The organism is Pseudomonas sp. Y39-6 (genome assembly GCF_023651955.1).
GTDB classification, from domain to species: Bacteria; Pseudomonadota; Gammaproteobacteria; order Pseudomonadales; family Pseudomonadaceae; genus Aquipseudomonas; species Aquipseudomonas veronii.
The window spans coordinates 4,598,078-4,623,078 of the sequence record NZ_CP069594.1; the positions used below are offsets into that span (position 1 = coordinate 4,598,078).

General features: G+C 57.4%; 27 protein-coding genes. 19 read left to right on the forward strand and 8 right to left on the reverse strand.

The annotated features are described in order from the left end of the window. Positions 1-1,521 carry an MFS transporter gene (locus JN756_RS20750; protein WP_201021257.1) on the forward strand — a complete coding sequence of 507 codons (1,521 nt, stop codon included), beginning with the start codon at positions 1-3 and terminating at the stop codon, positions 1,519-1,521. 146 nt (positions 1,522-1,667) lie between these two features. On the opposite strand, the gene JN756_RS20755 is transcribed toward JN756_RS20750, so the two are convergent. From JN756_RS20755 to salA, 4 genes are all read right to left on the reverse strand, one after another. Continuing rightward, entirely contained in the window at positions 1,668-3,119 is a 1,452-nt protein-coding gene (locus tag JN756_RS20755; protein ID WP_201021258.1) for an aldehyde dehydrogenase, read from the reverse strand. Positions 3,120-3,147: 28 nt separating this feature from the next. After that, positions 3,148-4,296: an NAD(P)-dependent alcohol dehydrogenase gene (locus JN756_RS20760; RefSeq protein ID WP_201021259.1), complete on the reverse strand. Its 1,149-nt coding sequence runs from the start codon at positions 4,294-4,296 to the stop codon at positions 3,148-3,150. A gap of 45 nt (positions 4,297-4,341) precedes the next feature. Next, positions 4,342-5,280 carry a catechol 1,2-dioxygenase gene (gene catA / locus JN756_RS20765; protein ID WP_201021260.1) on the reverse strand — a complete coding sequence of 313 codons (939 nt, stop codon included), beginning with the start codon at positions 5,278-5,280 and terminating at the stop codon, positions 4,342-4,344. A gap of 72 nt (positions 5,281-5,352) precedes the next feature. Beyond that, positions 5,353-6,636, reverse strand: a complete 1,284-nt coding sequence (gene salA / locus JN756_RS20770; protein ID WP_201021261.1) for a salicylate 1-monooxygenase — start codon at positions 6,634-6,636, stop codon at positions 5,353-5,355. Between the two features lie 147 nt (positions 6,637-6,783). Here salA and JN756_RS20775 point away from each other — a divergent pair, with 147 nt between their 5' ends. Then, positions 6,784-7,683, forward strand: a complete 900-nt coding sequence (locus JN756_RS20775; protein WP_201021262.1) for a LysR family transcriptional regulator — start codon at positions 6,784-6,786, stop codon at positions 7,681-7,683. 40 nt (positions 7,684-7,723) lie between these two features. Here the strand turns inward: JN756_RS20775 and JN756_RS20780 are convergent, their stop codons facing one another. After that, on the reverse strand, positions 7,724-8,626 hold the full coding sequence (locus JN756_RS20780) for a LysR family transcriptional regulator (protein ID WP_201021263.1): 903 nt from the start codon (positions 8,624-8,626) through the stop codon (positions 7,724-7,726). A gap of 164 nt (positions 8,627-8,790) precedes the next feature. Between JN756_RS20780 and JN756_RS20785 the strand changes: the two genes are divergently transcribed. The 5 genes from JN756_RS20785 to JN756_RS20805 all read left to right on the forward strand — a co-directional run bounded on the left by JN756_RS20785 (position 8,791) and on the right by JN756_RS20805 (position 12,605). Next, positions 8,791-8,988, forward strand: coding sequence for a tautomerase family protein (locus tag JN756_RS20785; protein ID WP_201021264.1), 198 nt, complete (start codon positions 8,791-8,793; stop codon positions 8,986-8,988). A gap of 83 nt (positions 8,989-9,071) precedes the next feature. Further along, complete coding sequence (locus tag JN756_RS20790; protein WP_201021265.1) at positions 9,072-9,425, forward strand: putative quinol monooxygenase; 354 nt, start codon at positions 9,072-9,074, stop codon at positions 9,423-9,425. Positions 9,426-9,497: 72 nt separating this feature from the next. Further along, the gene (locus tag JN756_RS20795) at positions 9,498-10,112 is read left to right on the forward strand and encodes a nitroreductase family protein (protein ID WP_201021266.1); all 615 of its coding nucleotides are present in this window, start codon (positions 9,498-9,500) and stop codon (positions 10,110-10,112) included. A gap of 102 nt (positions 10,113-10,214) precedes the next feature. Beyond that, positions 10,215-11,573 carry an MFS transporter gene (locus JN756_RS20800; RefSeq protein WP_201022316.1) on the forward strand — a complete coding sequence of 453 codons (1,359 nt, stop codon included), beginning with the start codon at positions 10,215-10,217 and terminating at the stop codon, positions 11,571-11,573. 78 nt (positions 11,574-11,651) lie between these two features. Continuing rightward, entirely contained in the window at positions 11,652-12,605 is a 954-nt protein-coding gene (locus JN756_RS20805; RefSeq protein WP_201021267.1) for an alpha/beta fold hydrolase, read from the forward strand. A gap of 27 nt (positions 12,606-12,632) precedes the next feature. Here the strand turns inward: JN756_RS20805 and JN756_RS20810 are convergent, their stop codons facing one another. Continuing rightward, complete coding sequence (locus JN756_RS20810; RefSeq protein WP_201021268.1) at positions 12,633-13,532, reverse strand: LysR family transcriptional regulator; 900 nt, start codon at positions 13,530-13,532, stop codon at positions 12,633-12,635. Positions 13,533-13,641: 109 nt separating this feature from the next. On the opposite strand from JN756_RS20810, the gene JN756_RS20815 reads away from it, so the two are divergent. From JN756_RS20815 to JN756_RS20830, 4 genes are read left to right on the forward strand one after another with little or no spacing between them, the layout of a single operon-like run. Beyond that, positions 13,642-14,271: an NADPH-dependent F420 reductase gene (locus JN756_RS20815; protein WP_201021269.1), complete on the forward strand. Its 630-nt coding sequence runs from the start codon at positions 13,642-13,644 to the stop codon at positions 14,269-14,271. Positions 14,272-14,290: 19 nt separating this feature from the next. Next, on the forward strand, positions 14,291-15,133 hold the full coding sequence (locus JN756_RS20820) for a DODA-type extradiol aromatic ring-opening family dioxygenase (protein WP_201021270.1): 843 nt from the start codon (positions 14,291-14,293) through the stop codon (positions 15,131-15,133). Then, complete coding sequence (locus JN756_RS20825) at positions 15,126-15,797, forward strand: alpha/beta hydrolase (protein ID WP_201021271.1); 672 nt, start codon at positions 15,126-15,128, stop codon at positions 15,795-15,797. Before JN756_RS20820 ends, JN756_RS20825 begins: the two co-directional genes overlap by 8 nt. Positions 15,798-15,814: 17 nt before the next feature. Next, a complete protein-coding gene (locus JN756_RS20830; protein ID WP_201021272.1) occupies positions 15,815-16,216 on the forward strand; it encodes a DoxX family protein in 402 nt (133 codons plus the stop codon). Positions 16,217-16,295: 79 nt separating this feature from the next. Here JN756_RS20830 and JN756_RS20835 read toward each other — a convergent pair whose 3' ends face one another. Continuing rightward, complete coding sequence (locus tag JN756_RS20835) at positions 16,296-17,177, reverse strand: LysR family transcriptional regulator (protein ID WP_201021273.1); 882 nt, start codon at positions 17,175-17,177, stop codon at positions 16,296-16,298. Between the two features lie 160 nt (positions 17,178-17,337). Between JN756_RS20835 and JN756_RS20840 the strand changes: the two genes are divergently transcribed. From JN756_RS20840 to gfa, 8 genes are all read left to right on the forward strand, one after another. Beyond that, the gene (locus tag JN756_RS20840; RefSeq protein WP_201021274.1) at positions 17,338-18,354 is read left to right on the forward strand and encodes an LLM class oxidoreductase; all 1,017 of its coding nucleotides are present in this window, start codon (positions 17,338-17,340) and stop codon (positions 18,352-18,354) included. After that, a complete protein-coding gene (locus JN756_RS20845) occupies positions 18,351-19,151 on the forward strand; it encodes a sugar phosphate isomerase/epimerase family protein (RefSeq protein ID WP_201021275.1) in 801 nt (266 codons plus the stop codon). The genes JN756_RS20840 and JN756_RS20845 overlap by 4 nt, the downstream gene beginning before the upstream one ends. A 15-nt stretch (positions 19,152-19,166) precedes the next feature. Continuing rightward, complete coding sequence (locus JN756_RS20850; protein WP_201021276.1) at positions 19,167-19,973, forward strand: sugar phosphate isomerase/epimerase family protein; 807 nt, start codon at positions 19,167-19,169, stop codon at positions 19,971-19,973. A 44-nt stretch (positions 19,974-20,017) separates the two neighbouring features. Then, positions 20,018-21,001, forward strand: coding sequence for an LLM class flavin-dependent oxidoreductase (locus JN756_RS20855; RefSeq protein ID WP_201021277.1), 984 nt, complete (start codon positions 20,018-20,020; stop codon positions 20,999-21,001). An 86-nt stretch (positions 21,002-21,087) separates the two neighbouring features. After that, positions 21,088-21,456, forward strand: a complete 369-nt coding sequence (locus JN756_RS20860; RefSeq protein ID WP_201021278.1) for an ArsR/SmtB family transcription factor — start codon at positions 21,088-21,090, stop codon at positions 21,454-21,456. A 218-nt stretch (positions 21,457-21,674) separates the two neighbouring features. Then, positions 21,675-21,917 (forward strand): metal-sensing transcriptional repressor, encoded by a 243-nt coding sequence (locus JN756_RS20865; protein ID WP_201021279.1) that lies wholly within the window; start codon positions 21,675-21,677, stop codon positions 21,915-21,917. Between the two features lie 72 nt (positions 21,918-21,989). Next, a complete protein-coding gene (locus JN756_RS20870) occupies positions 21,990-23,099 on the forward strand; it encodes an S-(hydroxymethyl)glutathione dehydrogenase/class III alcohol dehydrogenase (protein ID WP_201021280.1) in 1,110 nt (369 codons plus the stop codon). A gap of 64 nt (positions 23,100-23,163) precedes the next feature. Further along, entirely contained in the window at positions 23,164-23,742 is a 579-nt protein-coding gene (gene gfa / locus JN756_RS20875; RefSeq protein ID WP_201021281.1) for an S-(hydroxymethyl)glutathione synthase, read from the forward strand. Positions 23,743-23,861: 119 nt separating this feature from the next. Here the strand turns inward: gfa and JN756_RS20880 are convergent, their stop codons facing one another. Continuing rightward, entirely contained in the window at positions 23,862-24,986 is a 1,125-nt protein-coding gene (locus tag JN756_RS20880; RefSeq protein WP_201021282.1) for a glycerol dehydrogenase, read from the reverse strand. Positions 24,987-25,001: the final 15 nt, after the last annotated feature.

Below are 25,001 nucleotides of genomic sequence, written 5' to 3' on the forward strand. Positions count from 1 at the left end.
ATGTACCGGAAAAACGCCGCCTTGTTGATCACCGTAGGGCTGCTGTGCGCATTGGAGTATCTGCAGGCAGGCATGATCGCCTTTGCCTCCGCCCCCATCCGCGGCGAGATTGACGCCAGCCCTGAAGAATTCACCCTGATTGCAGCGCTCTATGCGTGTATCGCAGTGGTGGTTATCTCAAAACAGCGCTGGTTGGTGGAACGGCTCGGCTGGCGCAACTTCATGCTGGGCTCCATCAGCATTTACGTGTTGGGGGCTTTTGTGTGCGGCGTCAGCAGTGACCTGACCACCTTCACCGCCGGCCGCGTGGTCATGGCGCTGGGAGGCGCATCGTTCATGACCTCCGCACGCCTGATGGTCAACCTGCTCCCGCCGGGTCCCGGGCGATTCGTCGGGGTAAAAGTATTCGCCACGGGGCTGGCCAGCGGTACGGCAGCGGCGCCCTTTCTTTCATCACTGGTAGTCGTCGAGGACACGTGGCACGCGATCTTCTGGCTACTGATCGCCGGTGCGTCGGCGGCGGCCGTGCTCTGCACTCGCTTTTTACCCAACACACCGATTCATGAGGATGACCAGACGCCCTCCAGCCCGGCGAACATCCTGTTGTTATCCGTCAGTACTTTCTTCCTGCTGTATGTGCTCCAGCGCTCCTACTACGACTTTTACAACGAGACGTTCATCCTCCTCGCCTTCGCGCTGCTAGCCGCCCTGGGCGTGTATATCTTCTTCCACGCCGAACACGGTAAAGAGGCGCCCTTCCTTAAGGTCAAGGACTTGATGCAGTCTCGCTACATCCTCGGGGTTGCGTTGTTCTGCTTCACCTACATTGTGCTAGGCAGCAACAACTACATTTTGCCGTACTTCCTGCAAACGGCGCTGGGGTATTCCTGGGACACCATCGGTACGTTCCAGGCCTTCGGCTTGGCTGGTGCGCTGTTGACATGGATCGTCATGGCCATCGTCATTCCAAAGTACCCAGCTCCCAAGAAGTTTTTCGTGGCCGGATTCGTTGCCCTGATCAGTTTTGGCATGCTGCTGTCATCCCTGACACCCGACGCCAATATGTGGTCGAACATCTTGCCTGCGCTGGTGCTTAACGGGTGCTTCGTGATGCTGGTGCTCGCCACGGCGGCCATGCAGACATTTCGTGACGTGACACACCATGACACGCTGTTCGCCCATGCCTATCAGATCAAAAGTATGCTGGCGCAGATTGCCATGGCACTCGGCACCACCGTTGCCACCCTGTTTCTGCAATGGCGCACCACCCTGCAATACAACAACCTCAACGGGCATTTCAGCTCAGGCGATCCGCTCTATCTGGAACAGACTCAGATGCTGACTCAAGCACTCACCCCTGCCGTAGGCGCGGGCCCAGCCAGTCAGATTTCAGTGTCGACGCTTGCACAATCCTTGCACCAACAATCAACCCTGGTCGCAAGCATGGAATACTTTTGGGCTGTCATCGTAGTAGCCGCCATTGCACTGATCATTTCCATGCTGCAAAAGACCTTCAAGTAAATGAAGCTCCAGCGCTTGAGCGTGCATAAGCAAACCTAAAGAGCAATTGTTAGCTTGATCCAGTACCGCTTGGCGCAAGGGTGTCGTCGTCAAAAGCAAGGAGTGTCGGTAACCGGCTCCTCAGAGCCGATCACCGTGACCTGACGTCAGAACGGATAAAGTTGGTCGGAGGGCTCGACCGTGACCCACTTCACTTCGGTGAACTCTTCGATCACGGCGCTGCCGTCGAACCGGCCGTAGCCACTGTTCTTCATGCCGCCATAAGGTGCCTGTGGTTCGTTTTGCACGGTGGCCCCGTTGATATGCACGCAACCCGCGTCCAACCGGCTGGCGAGGTCCAGGGCGAGGCTGACATTGCGGCTAAAAATCGCCGATGACAGGCCGAACGCGGTGTCGTTGGCGACTTCCAGCGCCTGCTCGGCGCCTTTGACTCGCACCACAGTAGTGACCGGGCCGAAGGTTTCTTCATCGTAGATCTCCATCGCTGAGGACACTCGGTCCACCAGCGTCGGCGCCATTTGAGCCTGATCCGCCAGCCCACCTACAACAATATTGGCGCCCTTGCCGATGGCATCGTCGAGCAACTGGTTGATGCGCTGCACGGAGCCCTGGGAAATCATCGGTCCCACCACGCTGGCAGGGTTGGTCACAGGGTTACCCTGCTCAAGATTGCGGATACGCTGCGCGAACTTTGAAACGAACACGTCCGCCACGGCTTCATCGACGACAAACCGTTCGGTCGACATGCAAATTTGCCCCTGGTACAGAAAGGCGCCAAACACTGCGGCATTGACTGCGCCATCCAGGTCGGCATCATCGAGCACGATAAACGGCGCCTTGCCGCCCAGCTCCAGAAGGCAGCGTTTAAGGTGTTTCGCACTGGTCTGGGCAATCATCCGGCCGACTTTGGTCGAACCGGTGAAGTTCACCCGGCGAACCGTATCGTGGGCAATCAACACTTCCGTCACGGCGCCAGCATCTTCAGGCGCAGAGATGATGAAATTCAACACGCCGGGCGGAAAGCCCGCTTCATAGAAGGCCTGCGCCAGCAACTCATGGGTCCGCGGGCTATTTTCCGAACCTTTGAAAATAACGGTGTTGCCACACGCCAATGGGTAGGCGATGGATCGGGTGCCCAGGATGACCGGGCCGTTCCAGGGCGCGATGCTCAATACCGTACCGGCGGGCTGACGCAGGGTTACCGATAAAGTGCCAGGTTTGTCGGTGGCAAGGGTTTCACCCTTGATTTGCGTCGTGAGTGCGGCGGCTTCACGGAGCAGGTTGGCCGAAGCCCCCACATTGAACTGCGACCATAACTGGGAAGCACCGATCTCTTCTGCCATGACACTGCAGAAAAGGTCCATCTTGCTTTCCAGTACATCGGCTGCCGCCAGCAACAGACGACGACGTTCGGTAGGACCGACCTTCGACCATGTTTTGAACGCCTGCTGCGAAGAGGCCGCAACACGCCGGGCATCTTCGACGCTGCAGGCGGCGCCAGTGGTGACGACCTTGCCGCTGACAGGGTCAACACGCTGGTAGGTCTTACCGTCCGAGGCATCTTGCGGGATATTGTCGATTACGAGCTGAACATTCATTTTGGGGTCCTTTAATGAGCCTGAACAATCACGCCAGGTCGGCCGCGGCCGGCATGCGTAGAATCGGTTTGATCGTGATACCGCTTTCGCTGTCGGCCATCGCTTTGTTGACCTGGTCAAACGCGTAGAACCGGCACAGCTTGTCAAACGGGAAGCGACCTTGCAGGTGCAGTTCGACGAGGGTGGGAATGAAGGCGTTGGCGACCACGTCGCCCTGGACAATGCCCATGATTCGCTTGCCGGGGATCATGACGTCGTTGATGTTGAACGCGACCTCAGTACCCATCTTGGTCGCCCCTACAATCCCGCAGGTCCCCAGCGTGGTGAGGGCGTCGATGGCCTGACGCAATACTTCCGCGCGGCCAGAGCATTCCAGGCTGTAATTCACCCCGCCGCCAGTGATCTCGCGAATCCGCTCAACAGGGTCTTCTTCCCGGCTGTTAATCACGTGGGTGGCGCCCACTTCGAGCGCAAGGCTCAAGCGACTCGGCATGACGTCGACGGCAATAATAGTGGTCGCGCCAGCAACCTTGGCCGCCATCACCGCAGCCAGGCCTACCGCGCCAGCACCGAAGGCGGCGAAACTGGCTCCCGCCTCTACCTGCAGAGCTTTGAGTACCGAACCTGCGCCCGTCTGAATGCCACACCCCAGCGGGCCGAGCAGTTCGAGTGGAGCCTGCTTGGAGACTTTCACGACATTGCGCTCGTTGGCGATGACGTAGGTCGAAAAGGAAGACTGGCCGAAGAAGTGGTCATGTATCGGAGCATCGGTGTCGCAGCTGCAGGTGGAAGTACTGCCGTCGAGGCGCCCGCCACCGAAGTTCAGCGGATGCATATGGGAACAATGTGCGGGATGCCCGGTCTCGCAGGGCAGGCACAAGCCGCAGGACATATAAGTCATGACCACATGATCGCCAGGAACAATGGTCGTTACCGCGGCGCCCACCGCCTCAACCACGCCCGCACCTTCGTGGCCCAAGATGATTGGCAACGGCGTAGGAAAGAGCTGATCACGAACGACCATATCGGTGTGGCAAACACCTGTAGCCACGACACGCACGCGGACCTCGTCGGCACGCGGGGCGGCCAGCTTTGCGCGCTCAAGATGGAGCTTGCCACCTGCTTCACGCAACACGGCGACGGTTACTTCGATGGCTGTGAGATCGCTTGTGGACATGCCTTTATCCTCTTGAATAAGTTTTTCTGGGTATGCCGCTTTGACTTACGCCTCTTGAAGAGCACGCGGGCGATTGCTCCGTTGCTCCGCTTCAGGGTTGGCTGCCGGGCGCAGCTGAAAATCAAATGACAATTGTGCAAAACGTCCTGCCACTTCATGGGCAGCAGCCAAGGCTTGGTCATCGATGAAGTGCACCTCACCAATCAATCCATCCCGGGTGGCGTAAGCGAAGTCATCCCAGAGGTATTTGTCGTTGGACAGGTTGATCTGCGTGGTCAAGTGTTCGTAGCCCGGGGCGGATACGAAAAAGTGGATATGCGCCGGGCGCTGGCCATGGCGGCCCAATTGGTTGAGGCACTCCTGGGTCGGACCCTGAGGGTTACAGCCGTAGCCCGACGGCACGATACTTCTGGCGCGATAACGCCCCTCGGTGTCGGTCACAATGCGACGACGCAGATTGAATTCGGATTGGCTTTTATCGAAGTGGGAATAGTTGCCCTGGCTGTCGGCTTGCCACAGGTCTACCAGGGCACCAGCGATCGGCTGCCCTTGCAAATCCAGGATCTGGCCCTCGACAAACATAGGCGTCGCGACATCATCTTCGGCACCATCATCCATGCGGGCATAGCCCTGACTGAGCGGCGCGCCGGCTACATACAAAGGCCCTTCAATCGTGCGCGGTGTTCCTCCGGTGCGCCCGGCTTCGGCTTGCTTGGCATCGTTGAGCAGATCGAGAAAGTGCTCAACGCCCAGGCCTGCCGCCAGCAGGCCGGCCTCGTTGCTTTTGCCGAGTCGATTGATGTATTCGACACCGGCCCAGAACTCACCATCACTGATCTCCAGTTCTTCAATGAGCCTGGCGGTCTCTTGCAGAATACGTAACACGATTTGTTTATTGCGCGGGTTACCCGCCGCGTTCTTCAGCCCTGCTGCGTTCTGGAGAAACTCAAGCATTGGGGGGGTATGGGAAATGCTGATAGCCATAGAGGTTTCACCTATTTTTATTGTGGGTGTAGCGCGCCAGCCTCTGGGAACTGGCGCATTGCAGGAACGCAATCAGACGGCCTCTGACCACCCGAGCCGGGTGAGAGCCTCTGCCAGGTCCGATTGCATGTCGTGGTTCCACAGCCAGTCGAAACGACTGGCCAGAGTTGTCGACAGAAGGGGTTCTTGGTCTTCGACCTGACGGTCTCGAAACTCGTAGAGTTCGCCAGCTTCCCAGGACGTTCGCTGCACGCGGCAGGCGCGAGGTCTGCGGATAGCGTCGTACACCTCAAGCACGCTTTGGGCATCACTTTGAAGCACCCGAGAGTCTCCCAGCAGTCGCGCGAGCAGCCAGGCATCTTCCAGCCCTTGCCCCGCCCCGGCCCCTTGGTGGGGGAGCATGGCGTGGGCAGCGTCACCGATCAGCCCTACGCGGCCATGGGTATAACCTGCAAGCTCTTCCAGTTCGTGAAGCGCCCAGAGGGTAGGTTCGGGAATGCACTCGAGCAGCACGCGAACGGCATCCCCCCACTCGGAGAACGCTTCCAGCATCTGGGCCTGGCTGGTGCTTTTGACCCAAGGTGTGTCTTGCGGCCATACCGGGTTGGGGTCGGTGCGATCAGAAACGAACGCAACCACGTTGATCAGTCGGCCCTGCTTGACCGGAAAAGTGAGGATGTGGGCGTCGAGCCCCAGGTACATTTGCGGGACGTTGATCAGGTGCTCATCAACACCCGCAGTGCGATAGGCGGCGCGCAGTTGCTCGCTGTCGATCATTCCCCGATAGGCGCAGGTTCCGCTGAATCGGGGCGCGACCAAAGGCTGACCCAGTCCCTGGAGTACATAGTCGCGAATCGAGGATTTGATACCGTCGGCGGCGATCAAAAGGTCGCACTGATAGTCCGTGCCATCAGTGAACTGAACGCTGACCCTGTCCCCCGTCTCATGGACACCAACCGCACGCTTGTCGAAGCAGGCGATACCTTCTGGCAATTGCTTGGCCAAGGCGTCGAGGAAATCTGCGCGGTGAACGGAAGACTGACCGACGCCTTGGGCAACGCTGGCACCGAGATAACCGGCATCGACGCCTCGACGCCATTCAAACCAGATGTCTTGCCACGGTTGCGGGGTGCGGTCAGCGATGAGTTCGTAGGGTTTGCCAATACCCAGTCCTTCGATGGCGCGGACGGCGTTCGCACCAAAGGACACGCCTGCGCCGACCTCGCCAAAGGCGGGAGCAGCTTCAAATAATTTCACATCAAGATGTTGATGACGGCAAAGATCCAGTGCCAAGGCAACGCCAGCGATACCACCGCCAACAATGCCCACTTGCAAGACAGAATGAGGGCTACTCATGGAGGAAACCTTATGTGTTGTTTTTGGAATAGCCCGATCATGACTATTCACAAACCATTGATAAATACCCTAAACCCCATACAAACTATCACCATCCTGAATACCAATTAACTTTCAAGAGCCGCCTCAAAGCCGAGAAAATTTGCGATGAACCTGCGTGAACTGGATCTAAATCTGCTGGTGATCTTTCACCAATTGCTGGTGGATCGAAGTGTTTCAGCTGCGGCCGAGAGCCTTGGGCTGACTCAACCCGCCGTCAGCAATGCGCTCAAGCGTTTACGGAACACGTTCAATGACGAATTGTTTGTGCGCACCCATCAGGGGATGCAGCCGACGCCCTATGCCGCTCAACTGGCTGAACCAGTCTCCCAGGCAATCAACCTGCTGCACGGCGCGATCAATCGCCATGACGAGTTCGATCCGACGACCAGCCAGAAGCGCTTTGTAGTGGCAATGACCGACATCGGGGAGATTTACTTTGTGCCACGGTTGATCGACGCCCTACTCAAACAGGCCCCCGGGATATCGGTCAGCACATTGCGCAGCAATGCCGAACTTTCCGAGAGTCTGGCCAATGGCGAGGTGGATCTGGCCGTCGGATTGCTGCCGGATCTACAAGCGGGCTTCTACCAGAGGCGCCTGTTCCACCATCGCTACGTGTGCTTATGCCGCAAGGACCACCCTCTCACTGAACAGCCCATGACACGGGAGCGCTTTTGCGAATTCGGGCATGTCCGGATCGTCGCCGCCAGCACCGGGCATGGAGAAATCGATACACATATGCAGCGGGCCGGCCTGCAACGCGACATTCGACTGGAGGTGCCACACTTCGTCGCTGTCGGCCATATCCTGCAGAACACAGACCTGATCGCCACGGTGCCCGAGCGTTTCGCTAACAGCTGCGCGGGCCCCTTCGGGCTGACGAGCCTGCCGTTGCCTCTGCCGCTTCCCGAGATCGCCATCAACTTGTTCTGGCACGGTAAATACAATCGGGACCCGGCCAACAAATGGTTCCGGCAACTGATGTTTGATCTGTTCAGCGATTGAGCGATGAAGGCTGACGGTGCTCACCTGGCGTCAGCCTGCATCACTGCAAATGCTCACACAGCTTGACCAGCTCATCGACCACGTACCTCACCTTCGGCCGCAGATGGGACACCTTTGGCCACACGGCATGCACATCGACAGCTTCCGGTTCATACACTTGCAGGACCTCCACCAGCCTGCCCGCTTCAATATCGTCCTGGAACAGGCTGCGTGGCATCTGGCACAAGCCCGTGCCAGCGACTGCTGCGAGAATCATCGCTTCGCCGTCACCAATCTGATGGGTCGAGGGCGGCGCGTAGCGTACGGTCTGCCCCGCTTGCATGACCCGCCACGACAACGGCTGGCCGCGTCGATGCCCGACAATACAACGGTGATGGTTCAGGTCTTCCAGAGTCTGCGGAACACCAAAGCGTCTCAGGTAGTCGGGGGCGGCACAAATGGCCCAGCGTTGTCGGGTCAGCCGCCGCGCCACCAGACCGCTGGTGTCTTGCAGTTCTCCGAAACGGACCAACAAATCGATACCCTCCTCGAACGGGTCAACAAGGTGGTCGGAAAACGTCAAGTTCAGTTGCAAAGCCGGGTACTTGTTGGCGATCTCAAACAGCAACGGGGCGACGACACGACGACCGAATGCCACAGGAATGTCCACTCGCAGACGTCCGGAAGGTTCACCACCGCCTGGCCCCAGCCCGCTCTCTGCAGCGCCAATCTCCTCAAGTGCTGTAGAGCAAGCCGCGAAATAGGCCTCACCATCCGCGCTCAGGGAAATCCGGCGAGTGGTGCGATGAAACAGCTGCGTACCCAAGCGCTCTTCCAGACGTGCAATGGCTTTGCCTACAGCGGATTTTGACAGGCCCAAACGCTCGGCAGCCTGGGTGAAGCTGGTCGAGCGCGCAGCCACGACGAACGTGATGACGCCCTGAAACGAATCGATAGGTACCATGCTGGATCGCCGATTGTAGAATTCAAGTCTACCCAGATTATAGTTTTAGGCCATTTATCGCCAGAATGTTCAACAGTAGGATGGGTTCTCGAAAGACAACGGTGCAGATCGTGATGACACATCGCGCACCTCTCTCCAGATCAATGCCCCAAGAGGACACCATCATGCCCGTCGTACGTGTGAGCTGGTTCGAAGGTAAAGAACACGCGCAAAAAGCCGCTGTTGCCGCAGACATCACCGAAAGCATCGTCAAACACACCGGTACCGATGCCAGCTATATCTACGTCATTTTTGAAGACGTTGCGGCTTCGGATTGGGCTGGCGCCGGCAAACTGTTCGGGGACGCGCCGGAGAAATCCTGACCCATCAGCACCGAATGCATCGGCTTGGCCAGCGATGCATCCTCAACAGGCTTTTTATGAAGCCTCTGACGGAAGAGCTATCCATGCACCCACATATCTCCTGCCTGTTCTCCCTCGCTGTGAAACCCGAAGAGTTTCCGGAGTTCAAGGCGCTGATCGCGACGATCGTGGCAGCCACCCGCACCGAGCCTGGCACGCTGGTTTATGAATACAGCGTCAACGAAGACAACAGCACCGTTCACATCCTTGAACGCTATAACGCCGATGCCGTCGTCAGCCACGTAGACACCACCTTTGCGCCTTTCGGCAAGCGATTCCTCGAACTGTGCACTATTGCCAGCCTGGTGGTCTATGGCACACCGGATGCCGAAGTCCGAAAACGCCTGGACCCGTTCGGGGCGGTGTACATGACCCCTTTCGACGGCTTCAGCCGCTGAGTTCATTGACTGCGCAGGCTCGACGGCAACAACCGGGACTGCGCGCATCCCCTTTCCCACACAGAGATCACCATGTCCGGTATTGCTGAAATCATTAAGTCCCGAATTTCCGCCAACAGCTACGACACTGAACGTCAGCTGACGGATCAACAGGTCACCGACCTGATCGATCTGGCTACACACGCCCCCTCCGCCTTCAACCTGCAAAACTGGAAGTTCCTGGCAGTCCGCAGCGCCGAAGCAAAGGCGCGGTTGCTGCCATTGGCCTACGGTCAACAGAAGGTCATGGATGCAGCCGTGACCTTTATTGTCTGCGGCACCCTCAATCCCCATGAAACCCTACCTGCGGCCCTGAAACCGACTTTGGATGCCGGCATCATTGACCAGGCGATCTACGACATGTGGGTGGGCGCCGCGCAGGGCATGTACCAGGCAAACCCGCAGTTGCAACGCGACGAAGCGATCCGCTCTGGTTCGCTGGCCGCCATGACTCTGATGCTGGCCGCCAAGGGCCAAGGGCTGGTTTCGGCGCCCATGATCGGGTTCGACCAGTCGGCAGTGGCGCAGGCATTTGGTCTGGCCACGACTGAGATTCCCGTGATGTTGATCACCGTTGGCTATCCTGGCTCGGCCAACTGGCCACAAAAGCCTCGTAAAGCCGTTAAAGACGTTCTGCAATTCGTGTAAGCGAATGCTGCCAGTGGTAGCCAGGCACGTCCTGACGTCCGCTGGCGGCTGCCGATCGACTCACAACCGCGACATGCCTGGGGCAGTGAAGCAGTGACCGCTATCTCCAAATCACCTTCTTCGTTACGCGCGATTCTGATTGCTGCCTGTCTGGGGTTTCTTGTCGTTCAACTTGACGTCAGCGTCGTTAACGTCGGCCTTGGCGCTCTTAAGAGCGCGTTCGGCACCGACCTCACAGGCCTGCAGTGGGTCATTAACAGCTACGCGCTGCCTTTTTCTGCCTTGCTTATCCTGGGAGGCGCATGGGGCGACAAATGGGGAGCAAAAACCGTCTTTGCTGCGGGTTTCGCTATCTTTACCCTCGCCTCCGTTGGCTGTGCTCTCGCCGCCAGCATGACCATGCTGATCACGATGCGCGTCGTGCAGGGCATCGGCGCAGCCTTGCTGATACCGACATCACTCACCTTGATCCGCGTGTCATTTCATGACCCCGATGCACGTCGTTCCGGTGTGGCGCTCTGGGGCGCCTGTGGTGGTATCGCACTGGCGGCCGGTCCCGTGATCGGTGGCCTGATGATCGAGTACTTCGGCTGGCGAAGCGTATTTCTGCTGAATATTCCGATCGGCCTGCTGGCTATCGGGTTGATCCTGCGCTGCGCCCCCGCCTCCCCTCGGGTTGATAAGCAGGTCGATATTCCAGGCCAGATCAGTATTGCGATTTGCGTGGCCTCGCTGACCTATGGCTTAACCGAATCCAGTGCAAAAGGTTGGGTAAGCGAAACACTCACCGCGATGGCGATGGCCGTGATCTGTGCGGTGGCATTTGTTCTGATTGAGCGTCGGGTAAAACATCCGATACTGCCCGCTCACTTGGCCAAAAACAAAGTACTGGGGAGCATGGCGCTCGCAGGCGCTGCGATCAATCTGACCTTTTATGGAACGGTCTTTGTTTTCAGCATCTACTTCCAAACATTCCTGCACTACGATGCGTTCAAAACAGGCTTATCGTTCATCCCGCTGACGGCGGTGCTGACACTTTCAACGATGCTCTCATCAAAGTTCGCCAAGCGGTTCGGTGCCACTCGCATTATCACGACGGGTTTCACCGTTCAGATTGTCGGGTTCATTGCGCTTTCGCAAACCACTTCCGACACCTCGCTCTGGTTGCTCAATGGTGCACTGATGTTGGTGGGTATTGGCAGCGCCATGTCGGTACCGTCCATTACCAACTCGATGCTGTCCTCGGTTACACAGCACGACGCTGGAATCGCCTCCGGACTGATGGCCTCCGCCCGGCAACTGGGCGGCGTGATCGGCGTCGCTGTCTTCGGCACGATGATTGCGCATTCGGATAAAGCCGCTTTTTCCGCTGGGCTATCCACCGCGATGCTATTTTCCGCGCTGGTCTTGGCGCTCTGCATCGCCGTAAACCTGTACGCAGCCTCCGCTCGGCGTCAATAAATGCCGGCATGGATGAAGAGCCGCCCCCTCGCGCCCTGAATCAACTGCGCCATTTCTTCAACTGGATGGGATTGCACTTTGAAATACCCACTGAACAATCAATCGCTTCTCTCGCTGCTCGGCGAAGACTTTCACTTTCCCCATGAAATCCCTGGCCAAGCGTTTCGGGTTTCTGACTTTGAAGGCCTGAAACTCAACAGCTTTGTCACCAGCGACCAGGTCAACCTCGCCTATTGGGAAGCCGGTGCAGGCAGGCCGCTGATTTTCATCCCGGGTTGGTCAGCCAACGGCGCGCTGTACTTTCACCTCATGCACATCCTCAGCCAGCATTACCACGTGTACGTCCTGGATGTCAGAAACCAGGGGCTTTCCGAAAAGGTAGCCTTTGGTAACCGTATTTCCCGATATGCCATGGACGTGAAAGAGTTTGCAGATCACCTGGGGGTGTCCCAAGCCGATTACTGCGGTTGGTCGATGGGCGCGTCAATCCTCTGGGCCTATATCGACCTGTTCGGTACACAAGGCATACGCACGCTGAGCGTCATCGACCAGGCACCCTCGATTTATTGTCACGCAGACTGGACGGAACAGGAGCGACTGCAAGCCGGGGCGTTCACCACCTCACCAGAGCGCATGATTGCGTCCTACGCCAAAGGAGCGCCCACCAACCAACTGATCAGCGCGACTCGTGTTCTGGAACGGGCCATGGCCCTGGACTCGCCCTACTTTCACAACGTCATCAGCCTGACACTGGCCGTTGTGAGGGATGACATGGCGTTCCTGGAGCGCGTGCTGTTCGATCACGTCACTAACGATTGGCGGGATGTCATCCAAACAAAGATTGATGTTCCAACCGCCATTTTCACCGGCGAATACAGCGACTGGCTGGACAGCCAACGCTGGATGAATTCGGTGGTCGCGGGCTCCGTGCTGCATGTGTACACCAAGGCTGAACAGGGCGACCACTTCCTGGCATTGAAGAACCCGGAAAAGTTCGCCAGCGACCTGCGGGGCTTCCTGGATAACTGCTGAGTCAGACCGTGCCCGGCGAAATGCCCGCTATTGCTCCCATCGAGGGTGGGCAAATCGCTCGGCCAGAAAATTGATCAGCACCCGAACCTTGGGCGCCAGATGCTTGCGCGTGGGGTAGACCACGTAGATGCCCAGTTCGACCGACTGGTACTCAGGCAGAATCTCCACCAGGTCCCCCGCCCGCAAATCCTCGGCCACCATAAAGCTGGGCTGCAAGGCAATACCGCCCCCTGCCAAGGCAATGCTGCGACAGGTATCGCCATTGTTGCAGCGAACAATGGAACGGGTGCGCACACTTTCGCTGCCGTCAGGGCCCTGGAACTGCCATTCATTGCCGCTGGCAAAGTTGGTATAGGCAACCACCCCGTGCTGTGCCAGGTCGGCCAGGGTGCGCACCTGAGGATGGTTCGCCAGATAGTCGGGCGAGGCACACAGGCACATTCGCGTGCCCGCCAGACGGCGACTTACCAGTGAAGAATTTTCCATACGCGCAATGCGAACAGCCGCATCAAAGCCCTCCTCCACCAGATCCACCAGCCGGTCATTCAAGCTGATGTCCAACTCGATGTTGGGGTAGGCCTTCATGAAGTCGCCCCATATCGGCGCCAAGTGCAGCACTCCGAAACTGACCGGTGCATTCACCCTAAGAACGCCGTTGGGTTCCGGTGCGGTGGACGATATGGCCTCCTCGGCCTGATCCATGAGCGCCAGCACCTCACGCGCCTGGTGATAGAACTGCCGTCCCTCATCCGTCAATGAAAGACGTCGCGTTGTTCGATGAAGCAGCCTCACCCCGAGCCGTTCTTCAAGACCACTCACATAGCGCGAGATAGCCGCTTTGGACATCTCCAAGGGCTCGGCTGCGCCGACGAAGCTGCCTTTATCGACGACGGTGCAGAAGACCTGCATCTCCAGCGCTCTATCCATCACTGTCTCACTTAGTGGAACTATTAATCACATTTGGCCTTATTTATCTCAATTTCACAACCTATAGACTTAGCCTATCGAAACGCACATCAATGCAAATGAGGTCGCTATGAAAATAACAGTAGTGGGTACCGGCAACATGGGTTCGGCGTTCGCAAAACAGCTGTCCAGCGTTGGCCATATCGTTCGTATCACGGGCCGCGACATCGACAAGGCCAAAGCCTTGGCCGCTCAGTTTGACAATGTCAGCGCTTTTCCGGCTGCCGAGGCACTGGGTGACAGCGATGTTGTTGTCGTTGCAACCGCCTACGAAGATGCCGCCAAAGCCCTGCAAAGCCTGGGCGACCTGGGGGGCAAGGTGATTATCGACATCACCAACCCACTGAGCGCCGACTACATGTCGCTGACCATTGGGCACGTCACCAGCGCGGGCGAGGAAATTGCCAAAGCTGTGCCTCAAGCCCATGTCGTTAAAGCGTTCAACACCCTGTTCGCCCAAGTGCTTGCCGACGGCCCGACATTCGCCAATGACCAGTGCGGCAGTGTGTTTGTCGCCAGCGACAGCGAGCGGGCCAAACAGACCGCGACCGCCTTGGCACACAGCCTGGGTTGGAACACGGTTGATGCGGGTGCACTGATCAATGCCCGTTACCTGGAGCCATTGGCAGGCTTGAATATCTACCTCGGCTACGGCGCAGGCCTGGGCACGTCCATCGCCCCTGTCTGGCTTAACAAGTAATCATTGAGGAGTATTCACCATGAACACTTCGTTCCCCCTGTTGTTTGTGTCTCATGGTGCTCCGATGTTTGCCATCGAACCTGGTCTGGCGGGTCAACGTCTGGCCAGGCTCGGTCGCGAACTGCCGAGACCTGACGCCATCGTCATCGTATCCCCGCACTGGATGACCCGTGGCGAAGTCGGCGTTACGGCGAGCACCGCCCCTGAAACCATTCACGACTTCGGTGGTTTTCCCGACGCGTTGTACCAGTTGCGCTACCCCGCACCGGGCGCTCCGGCCCTAGCAGCTCATATCGTGGATCTGCTGCAGAATGCGGGATGGAAGTCCCGGCTTGACGCCCGCCGAGGTCTGGACCACGGCGCTTGGGTGCCTCTGCTGCATCTGGCCCCTGAGGCAGACGTACCCGTCGTTCAGGTATCGATGCCTGCCGGCCTCGATACCCACCAGGCCTGGAAACTGGGCCAAGCCCTAAAGCCACTGCGGGATATGAAGGTGCTGATCGTGGCTTCCGGAAGCCTGACCCATAACTTGTATGAGTTTCGGGGTGCGGCCCATCATGGGGCCGATTACGTGAAAGAGTTTGCGGCCTGGACAGCCCAAACCCTGCAGGCGGGCAATACCGATTTCCTGCTGGACTATAAGCAGCACGCACCTTCAGCCGAACGTGCCCACCCGACTGATGAGCATTTTTTACCGCTGCTCATCGCCCTCGGCGCGGCCGGCGAACACTATGAGACTCGTGTCCTGGATGGCGGCGTGAGCTACGGCGTACTGGCGATGGATAGCTACCTGTTTTCTTCGAACAACACTGGTGGACTCGACTCCACTCAACCCAGCCAAGGCGTTACAGATCATGCGTGATACTTCTTTTTCCGAAGCCGTTCGCGAGCCGCAAACGGGCCTGTTTTACCGCAAAGGTAGCCGTACTTCGGCGCCCAAGGGCCGCCTGCTTCTGCTGCATGGCGTCGGTTCAAATGAAGCGAATCTCGCGTCATTGGCCGCAGCGCTGCCCGAGGAGCTGGAAGTGATTCTGCTCCGCGGTCCGCTGCAGGTTGGCCCACAAGGCTTCGCCTGGTATCAGGTGAACTTCACCAGCAACGGCCCGTCGTTCAATCAAGAGCAAGCAGAGTCCAGCCGGCAATTGTTGCAGCGCTTCATCGAAGCGCAGCCCAAGCTGCCGACCGTGATCGCAGGCTTCAGCCAAGGCGGCATCATGAGTGCAAGCCTTGGGCTCACCGAACCCGAACTGGTTGCAGGTTTCGCGATATTGAGCGGCCGGATGCTGCGCGAACTTGATCCTCGGATCGCTTCAGCCGAACGGCTCAAGTCGGTCTCTGCCTTCATCGCCCACGGCCATCGGGACAACGTCCTGCCGGTGAATTGGGCGAAAGAGGCGGACGCCTGGCTGGATCGAATCGGCGTCGTCCACGAAACACATTTCTACGACATGGCCCACGAGATTGTCGCTGAAGAACTGGCCGACTTTTCGCAATGGCTGACCAACACGTTGTCACTTTCCAAATAAACAAAAGGAACTGCGCCATGATCGACTCACGTACCGCTCCATACGCCGCCTTCGTAATGCGCCTGGCTCTCGGCCTCATGTTCATTGCCCACGGCCTGACCAAAGTGCTGGTGTTTACCCCGGCAGGTACCGCAGGCTTTTTTGAATCCATTGGCTTCCCGGGCTTCCTGGCGTACCCGGTCATGGCCTTTGAAGTCATCGGCGGTTTGATGCTGGTGCTGGGTGTCTATGCGCGCTGGGTGGCCGCTCTGGCGGTGGTTCAGCTGTTCGTTGCCGCAACCGTCCACTTCGGCAATGGCTGGAGCTTCACCAACGCCAATGGCGGCTGGGAATATCCTGTCTACCTGTCCGTAACGGCACTGGTGGTAGCGTTGCTGGGTGACGGCGCCTTTGCGGCAAAGGCATCCAACAAAGCGTAAGTCACAGCGGATTCAAAACCTGCCGACGCTGCGGAAATCTCCGGAGCATCGGCAGTTTTCGTTTAGGAAGCGTAACGGTTCACGTCAGGCGCGACGTCATAAAGCTCACAAAGGCCTTTATCTTGGGCAACGGCTGGCGACTAGATGGCCAGAGAATGCTGAAGATACGGTGGTCGCGAACGTAGCGATCCAATACAGGCACCAATCGTCCATCAGCGATGGCGTCCTCGACAAAAAAGTCAGGGAGGCAGGCTATTCCTTGCCCCGCCTCAGCCATTGCGAGCAACGGTTCAATCGCGTTGGCGGTAGCTGATTGCCCCAGCTCAATACTGTCCTGCCCCTTTTTTGACACCAGAGGCCAAGGGTCGAGTTTACCGCTGGTGGGGTATCGGTAACGCAGGCATGAATGGCCGGACAGTTCGGATGGCCGTAACGGTACACCCCGGCTTGAAAGGTAGTCTGGCGACGCGACCAGGCGATGACTGTAGCCGTTGAGCTTGCGCATCATCAAGCGAGAATCTTCAACCTCACCGATACGCATCACGGCATCAAAACCCTCCTCGATGACGTTGACCAACCGATCACTGAACTCCAGCTCCAACTCCACTTCGGGATACGCCTGCTGAAACGCAATCAAGTGAGGCATCAACCTCATGCCCAGCTGTGGCAAGCCGAGGCGCAACTTTCCCTGAGGCTTGCCGGCAGCCTGGGTGAGCTCCCGTTTGGCAACCTCGTACTCTGCAAAAATCCGATGGCAGCGTTCCAGAAACAGGCTGCCCTCGGACGTTAGCGTGATGGCGCGCGTGGATCGATGAAACAGCCTTACGCCAAGCTCTTCCTCCAGGCGTGCGACCGCCTTGCCAATGGCCGATGAAGACACGCCGGTTCTGCGCCCAGCTTCGGTGAAGCTGCGCGTCTGCGCGGCATGAACGAACGCGCCGAGAGCCCCAAAATGATCCATAGCCACTCCTGTCTATTTGAGCTTTTTATTCATAAATGTTCGGAACTTAATCCTATTTTTCTTTCACATCATACAACCTATAGTCACCGTCATCGTGACTACAACCCCTTATGCCGGATTGCCAAGTCACCGTTATCCGCCTACACGAGGCCCTTTTTGAATGACATCGATACCGCTCACCTGCGGGCTTGCGCCGGAGCTCAAGCAACATCCCGGCTATGCACGCGTATTTAAACCCGGCCATTTGACCTTCGGATTTATCGCCCCTCTGGAAAGCTATCCCAATAGTCCGGGCCCGACCCTGCAGGATCACGCGCAGTTGGCTCGCAAGGTTGACGAAGCGGGCTTTTCCGCCATCTGGCTACGCGACGTGCCCTTTTACGATCCGAACTTCGGTGACGTGGGTCAAATCCTTGATCCGCTGGTCTATGCCGGCTACCTCGCAGGCGTGACCAAACAGATTGCCATCGGCACCGCCGGCATCGTCCTCCCCTTGCGCGATCCATTGATCGTTGCCAAGCAGGCAGCGAGCATCGATCAGTTGCTTGGGGGACGTTTTATTCTGGGCCTCGCCACGGGCGATCGGCCGGTGGAGTACCCTGCCTTCGGACTCGACTTCGGTAACCGCGCCGAGCGTTTCCGTGATGCGCTGGCAATCATTCGCGCTACCACGGAAACACACTGGGCCGTGCACCAATCGCGGTTTTATGGCCAGTTGAATGGAGAGATCGACCTCGTTCCCAAGCCCGTGGGGGCACGCTTGCCGACCATTATCGTTGGCCAGGCCGGCCAGTCGCTGGAATGGATTGGTGAAAACACGGACGGCATTCTTTCCTATATTTCCAATCCAGCCTTGATTCCTGAAGTCATCGAGCGTTGGCGTGCCGCCTGTGGCGCCAACGTCTACAAGCCCTATGGCTACGGCACCCTATTTGACCTGGACCGAGATCCAAACCATCCCGTCCAGGCGGGTCGCGTGCTGCGTGCCGGGCGAAATGCGCTGATTGAACACTGGAAACGCCAACAGGATCAGGGCGTCGGTCACGTTGCCCTCCACTTCAAACCTCAGCGACGCCAAGCCTCGGAAGTCATCGACGAACTGGGTGAATATCTCTTGCCGCACTTTCCAAGTGCGTCCTTACCCGTTGAGCCAGCGCCAGCGCAGGCCCACTCATGAATCGTCCTCTGCATCATATGGATTTCATTTTTCAGACGACCCTGGGGACCTATCCCTTAGCAGCGCAGTGCGAGATGCTCGCCGAACTCGGCTACCAGGGTCTGACGATGTCCGCCTGGAGCAAAGACCTGAAGTCGATCGCCCAGGTTAAACCCACCTGGGGCCTGGACGTAGGTGCGGTCTACCTGATCTATCGCCAGGGCCAGGAATCATTTGTGACCAACATATTCGAGACCATCGAGGGCTGCACCACCATCGAATTGGCTCTGCATTCCGGCGACGAAGTCACGAACTTTGACCGCCGAATGCTCGAACGCCTGCTGCCGATCTGCGAGCGCCGAGGCTTGGAGATCAGCCTGTACCCACACGCCCGCTACGGCATGCAGACGACCACAGAGGCGGTGGCCCTATGCCGAGAGTTCAAACATCCGCGCCTCAATATCGTGTTCAACGGCTATCACTGGTACGCGACTGAGGAGCAGGCCCTGGAGCAGCGTCTTGATGCCGTGTGGCCTTGGCTGAAACAAGTGAACATCGCCGGCACTCGGCGCTCCCCGCTCGGATGGGGCGGCCTGGCAACCATCGAACCGCTCGATGAAGGTGAAATGGACAACTTCGTGCTGTTGGGCGCGCTCGAACGGCGCGGCTTTGACGGACGTTTTGGCGTGCTCGGCTGGGAAAGCATGGGCGGTGACGTCTACGGCAACCTGCGCCGCTCGGTCACTGCGTTCCGTTCCATGGAGCAACGATTGACCGCCCACCCTGAATGGGCTGTCCTGACCGACTCGCCTCACTGAGCCAGGAGATAAACCATGGCTCATCGCATCCATGCACTCGATTCCTTTTTCTACTCGTCGATGGGCGTATACGCCTTTCAAACACAGTGCGAAATGTTGGCTGAACTCGGTTACGACGGCATGACTGTCGCCGCCTGGGGTGGCACACCACTGACCGACCTCTCGCTGCTGCCGGGCGTACCGAAACAACATGGCCTGCGGATTGAAGGGCTATACCTGGTGCTGCATGAGGGACGCAACGACGCCCTGATACGGCGTATCGTCAAAACCGTCGAGGGCGTAGAGCTTATCGAGCTGGCGATACAAACCTCAGTCAATGGCAGCCAAGCCATTCTGCGGTTTATCGAGTCGCTGCTGCCCATTGCCGAACAGCGCGGATTACGGATCGCGCTGTATCCACATCTTCACCATGTCACCCAGACCACCGCGCAGGTGGTGCAGATTTGCGAGCACTTTGCTCACCCTCGCCTGGGGGCCTCGTTCAATGGCTATCACTGGTACGCGAGCCAGGAAGGCGAATTGGAACAGCGTCTGGCGGCAATGAAGCCCTATCTGATGCAGGTGGTTACGTCGGGCAGCGCACTTTCGCAACTCGGCTGGGGCGGCGCGGCCACCATGGAGCCGGTCGACCGCGGAGAGCTCGACAATTTTGCTTTGATCGCAGCGCTGAACCGCGTCGGTTACACGGGCAGTATTGGCGTACTTGGCTGGGATTATGGTGGTGATATCTACCTCAAACTCCAGCGATGCCTGGCAACGCTTCGCGATATCGATCGACGCCTAGAACGTTATCCGCACTGGTCGGACTTCCCATTGAAGTAACGCATCGCTGCCTCACGAACCTAATTTGAAAAATGGAGCCTGTGATGACAGCCCTCTCTGTACTTGACCTCATGATGATCGGCGAAGAAAAAACCTTCGCCCACACGCTAGAAGACGCAGTCTCTCTGGCGCGACACGTGGAAGCTCACGGCTACAAGCGCTACTGGATCGCCGAGCACCACGACCTGCCAGGGATCGCGTCTTCGGCTACAACCCTGCTCATTCAGCATCTGGCTGCGGCAACGAGCACCCTGCGAGTGGGCTCTGGCGGCGTCATGATCCCCAACCACTCACCTCTGTTGGTGGCTGAACAGTTCGGGACATTGGACACCTTGTTTCCAGGCCGCATCGATTTAGGCATTGGCAGAGCACCTGGATCCGCTGGGCCGGCTATCCACGCCATACGCGGCGATGCCTCTGAGCGCGACTTCACGCAAGACATCCAACAATTGACCGACTATCTAGCGGACGATGGAAATCAGCCAGTTCGCGCGATCCCTGGAAAACATGACGTTCCACTATGGCTATTGGGTTCGAGCATGCACAGTGCTGATCTCGCCGCGAAACTGGGGCTGCCCTACGCATTCGCTTCACATTTCGCACCTCGATTTTTGATGGAAGCCATTACGCATTACCGCGCCACGTTCCGGCCGTCAGCAGTGCTGGAGAGTCCTTATGTCATCGCAGGCGCGAATGTTTTCGCTGCCCCGACTCGAGCCGAAGCCGACTACCTGGCGAGCTCACACCGTCAGTGGGTCAGCAACTTGTACACGGGCAAAGCAGGCGCTCTGCCGCGTCCAGAAGAGGGCTTTATGGAACGGCTGTCCAACTATGATCGGCAGAATTTGGCTGAAGCCATGTCGTGCACTGCAATTGGCAACAAAGACGATGTAGGACGTTGGCTGCGCCAGTTCATCGCAACCACGGAGGTGGACGAGGTGATAATCGATGCGAGGATTTACGACCCTGACGCACGCTGCCGCTCCTATCAACTCGCCGCCGAATCCATTTCCGACCTGCTCGACTGATACCAACGGGAACGGTGTTACTGCGGTCCCTCTTTCGCTGACCTCGACACGAGGCCAGCGAAGGCTATGAACCCGAGGTATCCGATATGCTCGATACAGATCAAAAATCGACGTCCACCTTGCCCCACTTCGACGCGACCATGCGCGCGATCGCACACCCAGTGAGACGAAAAATCCTCCAGTGGCTCAAGGCGCCGACTCTGCATTTCCCCCCGCAACCATGCGGTTTTGAGTTCGGGGTGAGCGTTGGCCAGATCACACAACGTTGCGGCCTGTCCCAATCGACAGTCTCCCAACACTTGGCGGTGCTCAAAGGGGTGGCATTGGTCGATGTATACAAAACCGGCACTTTTCATTTCTTGAAGCGTAACGAGACGGCTATTCAGCACCTCACTGGCTGCCTGAGTGATTTGCTGGAAAACAGACGCTTACCGGCCATCCACGAGGCGGAGTAGAAAGGCAGGGCAAACAGCGCCCTTTCACCATCGATTGTTCATTAGAAACAAATTGACGGAAGTCCCCAAACAGAATGGTCGTGTTTGTTTCTTCGGCATACGAATATACTCCCTACCAGTACTTTAAATACTCCCACCCAGTACCGATGTACAATGGCCGTTCACGCCTATAACTGGAGTCGTTCGATGCCACATTCTCCCGCTGAAAAAAACGTGTATTGGGAAGAGTCAATCGGGTCAGAGGCCAGCTGGACGCGCTGCAGACCGCGCTTGAGCAGGGCGCCGAGTGCGGCCCTGTATTGCAGCAGATTGCTGCACTGCGCGGCGCAGTAAATGGCTTGATGGCCGGCGTTCTTGAAAGCCATCTGAGGGAGGAATTTTCAAATTTAACCGACACGTCCGAGACGCAGCGTTCCTCAATCGACGAAGTGGTTTCGTTGGTGCGTACCTACCTCAAGTAACTACCGGTACACCTACCGATCCCGACGATTTTCCTCGGTCAGACAAGCATTACTACTTGGAGAAAGGCCTTTATGAAATCCCGTGCTGCAGTTGCATTTGAACCCGGCAAGCCGCTTCAAATCGTCGAGATCGATGTTGCACCGCCACGCGCAGGCGAGGTGCTGATCAAGATCACCGACACCGGCGTGTGCCATACCGACGCGTTCACGTTATCGGGTGATGATCCTGAGGGTCTGTTCCCCGTGGTCTTGGGCCATGAAGGCGCCGGCATAGTGGTGGAAGTGGGTGAAGGGGTCACAAGCCTCAAGCCCGGTGACCATGTCATCCCCCTCTACACCGCTGAGTGCGGCGAATGCCTGTTTTGCAAATCCGGCAAGACCAATCTTTGCGTCGCCGTCCGTGAAACCCAGGGCAAAGGTGTGATGCCAGACGGCACCACCCGCTTTTCCTACAACGGCCAGCCGCTCTACCACTATATGGGGTGCTCCACGTTCAGCGAGTACACCGTGGTGGCTGAAGTCTCCGTCGCGAAGATCAATCCAGACGCAAATCACGAACATGTGTGCTTGCTCGGCTGCGGCGTCACCACCGGGATCGGCGCAGTGCATAACACCGCCAAGGTACAACCAGGGGACACCGTTGCGGTGTTCGGGCTCGGCGGTATCGGGCTTGCGGTGATTCAAGGCGCGCGCCAGGCCAAGGCAGGACGCATCATTGCCGTGGATACCAACCCTGGAAAATTCGAACTCGCCAAGTCTTTTGGTGCCACTGATTGCATCAACCCGAAAGATCATGAAAAGCCAATTCAGCAGGTGATCATCGACGCGACAGGCTGGGGCGTCGACCACTCGTTCGAGTGTATCGGTAACGTGAACGTCATGCGTGCAGCGCTGGAAAGTGCACACCGTGGTTGGGGACAGTCGATCGTCATTGGCGTGGCTGGGGCGGGTCAGGAAATTTCTACACGCCCTTTCCAACTCGTAACGGGTCGTACCTGGAAAGGCTCCGCCTTCGGTGGTGTAAAAGGCCGTACCCAACTGCCGAAGATGGTTGAGGACGCGATGAAGGGCGAGATTGAGCTGGCGCCTTTTGTGACGCACACCATGCCACTGGAACGCATCAATGAAGCGTTCGACCTGATGCATGCAGGCAAGTCGATCCGTACCGTCATCAAGTACTGATGCATGGCCCAGGGTGCAAGCCCCTGGCGTCAGTCCGAGTTCCCTACCGATCCGGAGATACACAGTGAGCGACATAAAACTTCATCCATCACTGGATAATGGTCTATCCCCTGTTGCCTCGAACTTCACCGGCGGGACACTGCAGTGCCTGTGTACCGCCAATAAGGTCGAGGTCACGATCTCAGCTCAGACTTTGCACAACCACGCCTGTGGCTGCAGCAAATGCTGGAAACCGGCAGGTGCGACATTCGCTGTTATTGCGGTCGCCCCACGGGAAAAAGTCAGCGTCACCGCGCCCGCGGATAAACTCGCCATTGTGGACGAGCACGCGGCCATTCAGCGCCATGCTTGCACCGAGTGCAGCGCGCATTTGTACGGGCGTATCGGGAACAAGGATCACGCGTTCTACGGATTGGACTTCGTACACACTGAGCTTTCACCCCAGGCCGGATGGTCTGCTCCAGGGTTCGCTGCTTTCGTTTCATCGATAATCGAAACAGGGACGCCACCTCAAGAGATGAAGGCAATCCGTGCACGTCTTCGTTCAATCGGCGTTGAACCCTATGACTGCCTGTCCCCTGACTTGATGGATGTGCTGGCTACGCAAGTCGCCAAGTTGAGGGGCGTAGTTCAGCCAAAATAATACTGTTAACTGTCAGGCCTAACCTCAGCACCAGGCGCCGTCAATCAATTTGAACGATTGACGGCGCCTGACCGATTGAGCGCTATTGGCTCCCGATTAACCGGTTCCCAATCAATACACTAGTGCAGAGATTTTTTCTTTTTAAACGCATGCAACAGTGCGTCAGCCGCCACGATCGCGTCATACACCAAGTCAGGCGTCACCGTAAAAGGCATGTTGTGAATCGTGTCGTTTTTGTCGCATGCCAGTTCGGCGACCTTTCTCCACTCCGCTTCCTTAAAGCTTTTGAGCCCTAAATCCTCAAGCGTCAACGGGAGACCGACGGCGATCGCAATATCAACAACCTCTTCAATCTCCTCCATCGGTGCGGCCTCCATCACTAATTGAGTGAACAAGCCGAAAACCACCTTTTCACCATGCTGTGCTCCGTGTAGATCATGCACTATGGTCATTCCGTTATGGATCGCATGCGCCGCAGCACAACCACCAGATTCGGCTCCGACAGCTGACATATAAATGGTGGCTTCAATGGCGTTCTCCAATGCAGCAGTGATGACTTTCTTCTCCACCGCAAAAGCCGCCTGCGCTGAATACTTCTTGATGGTTGCATAGCACGTTTGGGCAATAGCAAAACCGATCAACGTAGGCTTGAGCATTTTTCCGTCATTGCCCAGGATCAGGTTGTCGCGTTGCGCAGCAAAGCACGCTCTCGCCTCAAAATAAGTTGCCAGACCATCACCCACACCAGCCGCAAAAAACCTGGGCGGTTGTTCCGCCAAAATGCGCGTATCCGCTAAAACAACGTCCGGATTCTTTGATAAAAACAGGTAGCGATTAAACGTATCGTCGTCATTGTAAATCACTGAAATCGCGGTACAGGGCGCATCCGTCGAAGCCAATGTGGGCAGAATCAATACTGGTTTTTCCAGGAAATGTGCTGCTGCCTTGGCGGTATCCAATGTTTTTCCGCCACCAATACCGACAATATAGTCAGCCTCACGCGCGGCTTGGACATGCTTGTTGATTTCGCTGTCGGAACACTGCCCACCGAACACGGCCAACTCAGCACGCTGTTCATGCTTGAATCCTGGCATCGCTTTTTCATGAACCCGGCCCACAATAAATTGATCGCAGATCAGATAGGCATTGGCCCCATAGGCTTTACCATGCATCGATAAATCAACCAGTGCATCAGCCTGAACCAGAAACTTGGCCGGCGATGCAATACCTTTAGTAATAGTCATCTCAATCCCTCACGT

Bases quoted from the DNA above. Each gene is read 5' to 3' on its own strand.
- JN756_RS20750 (WP_201021257.1), top strand. From the start codon at position 1: ATGTACCGGAAAAACGCCGCCTTGTTGATCACCGTAGGGCTGCTGTGC.
- JN756_RS20755 (WP_201021258.1), bottom strand. From the start codon at position 3,119: ATGAATGTTCAGCTCGTAATCGACAATATCCCGCAAGATGCCTCGGAC.
- JN756_RS20760 (WP_201021259.1), bottom strand. From the start codon at position 4,296: ATGTCCACAAGCGATCTCACAGCCATCGAAGTAACCGTCGCCGTGTTG.
- catA (WP_201021260.1), bottom strand. From the start codon at position 5,280: ATGGCTATCAGCATTTCCCATACCCCCCCAATGCTTGAGTTTCTCCAG.
- salA (WP_201021261.1), bottom strand. From the start codon at position 6,636: ATGAGTAGCCCTCATTCTGTCTTGCAAGTGGGCATTGTTGGCGGTGGT.
- JN756_RS20775 (WP_201021262.1), top strand. From the start codon at position 6,784: ATGAACCTGCGTGAACTGGATCTAAATCTGCTGGTGATCTTTCACCAA.
- JN756_RS20780 (WP_201021263.1), bottom strand. From the start codon at position 8,626: ATGGTACCTATCGATTCGTTTCAGGGCGTCATCACGTTCGTCGTGGCT.
- JN756_RS20785 (WP_201021264.1), top strand. From the start codon at position 8,791: ATGCCCGTCGTACGTGTGAGCTGGTTCGAAGGTAAAGAACACGCGCAA.
- JN756_RS20790 (WP_201021265.1), top strand. From the start codon at position 9,072: ATGCACCCACATATCTCCTGCCTGTTCTCCCTCGCTGTGAAACCCGAA.
- JN756_RS20795 (WP_201021266.1), top strand. From the start codon at position 9,498: ATGTCCGGTATTGCTGAAATCATTAAGTCCCGAATTTCCGCCAACAGC.
- JN756_RS20810 (WP_201021268.1), bottom strand. From the start codon at position 13,532: ATGGATAGAGCGCTGGAGATGCAGGTCTTCTGCACCGTCGTCGATAAA.
- JN756_RS20815 (WP_201021269.1), top strand. From the start codon at position 13,642: ATGAAAATAACAGTAGTGGGTACCGGCAACATGGGTTCGGCGTTCGCA.
- JN756_RS20820 (WP_201021270.1), top strand. From the start codon at position 14,291: ATGAACACTTCGTTCCCCCTGTTGTTTGTGTCTCATGGTGCTCCGATG.
- JN756_RS20825 (WP_201021271.1), top strand. From the start codon at position 15,126: ATGCGTGATACTTCTTTTTCCGAAGCCGTTCGCGAGCCGCAAACGGGC.
- JN756_RS20830 (WP_201021272.1), top strand. From the start codon at position 15,815: ATGATCGACTCACGTACCGCTCCATACGCCGCCTTCGTAATGCGCCTG.
- JN756_RS20835 (WP_201021273.1), bottom strand. From the start codon at position 17,177: ATGGATCATTTTGGGGCTCTCGGCGCGTTCGTTCATGCCGCGCAGACG.
- JN756_RS20840 (WP_201021274.1), top strand. From the start codon at position 17,338: ATGACATCGATACCGCTCACCTGCGGGCTTGCGCCGGAGCTCAAGCAA.
- JN756_RS20845 (WP_201021275.1), top strand. From the start codon at position 18,351: ATGAATCGTCCTCTGCATCATATGGATTTCATTTTTCAGACGACCCTG.
- JN756_RS20850 (WP_201021276.1), top strand. From the start codon at position 19,167: ATGGCTCATCGCATCCATGCACTCGATTCCTTTTTCTACTCGTCGATG.
- JN756_RS20855 (WP_201021277.1), top strand. From the start codon at position 20,018: ATGACAGCCCTCTCTGTACTTGACCTCATGATGATCGGCGAAGAAAAA.
- JN756_RS20860 (WP_201021278.1), top strand. From the start codon at position 21,088: ATGCTCGATACAGATCAAAAATCGACGTCCACCTTGCCCCACTTCGAC.
- JN756_RS20870 (WP_201021280.1), top strand. From the start codon at position 21,990: ATGAAATCCCGTGCTGCAGTTGCATTTGAACCCGGCAAGCCGCTTCAA.
- JN756_RS20880 (WP_201021282.1), bottom strand. From the start codon at position 24,986: ATGACTATTACTAAAGGTATTGCATCGCCGGCCAAGTTTCTGGTTCAG.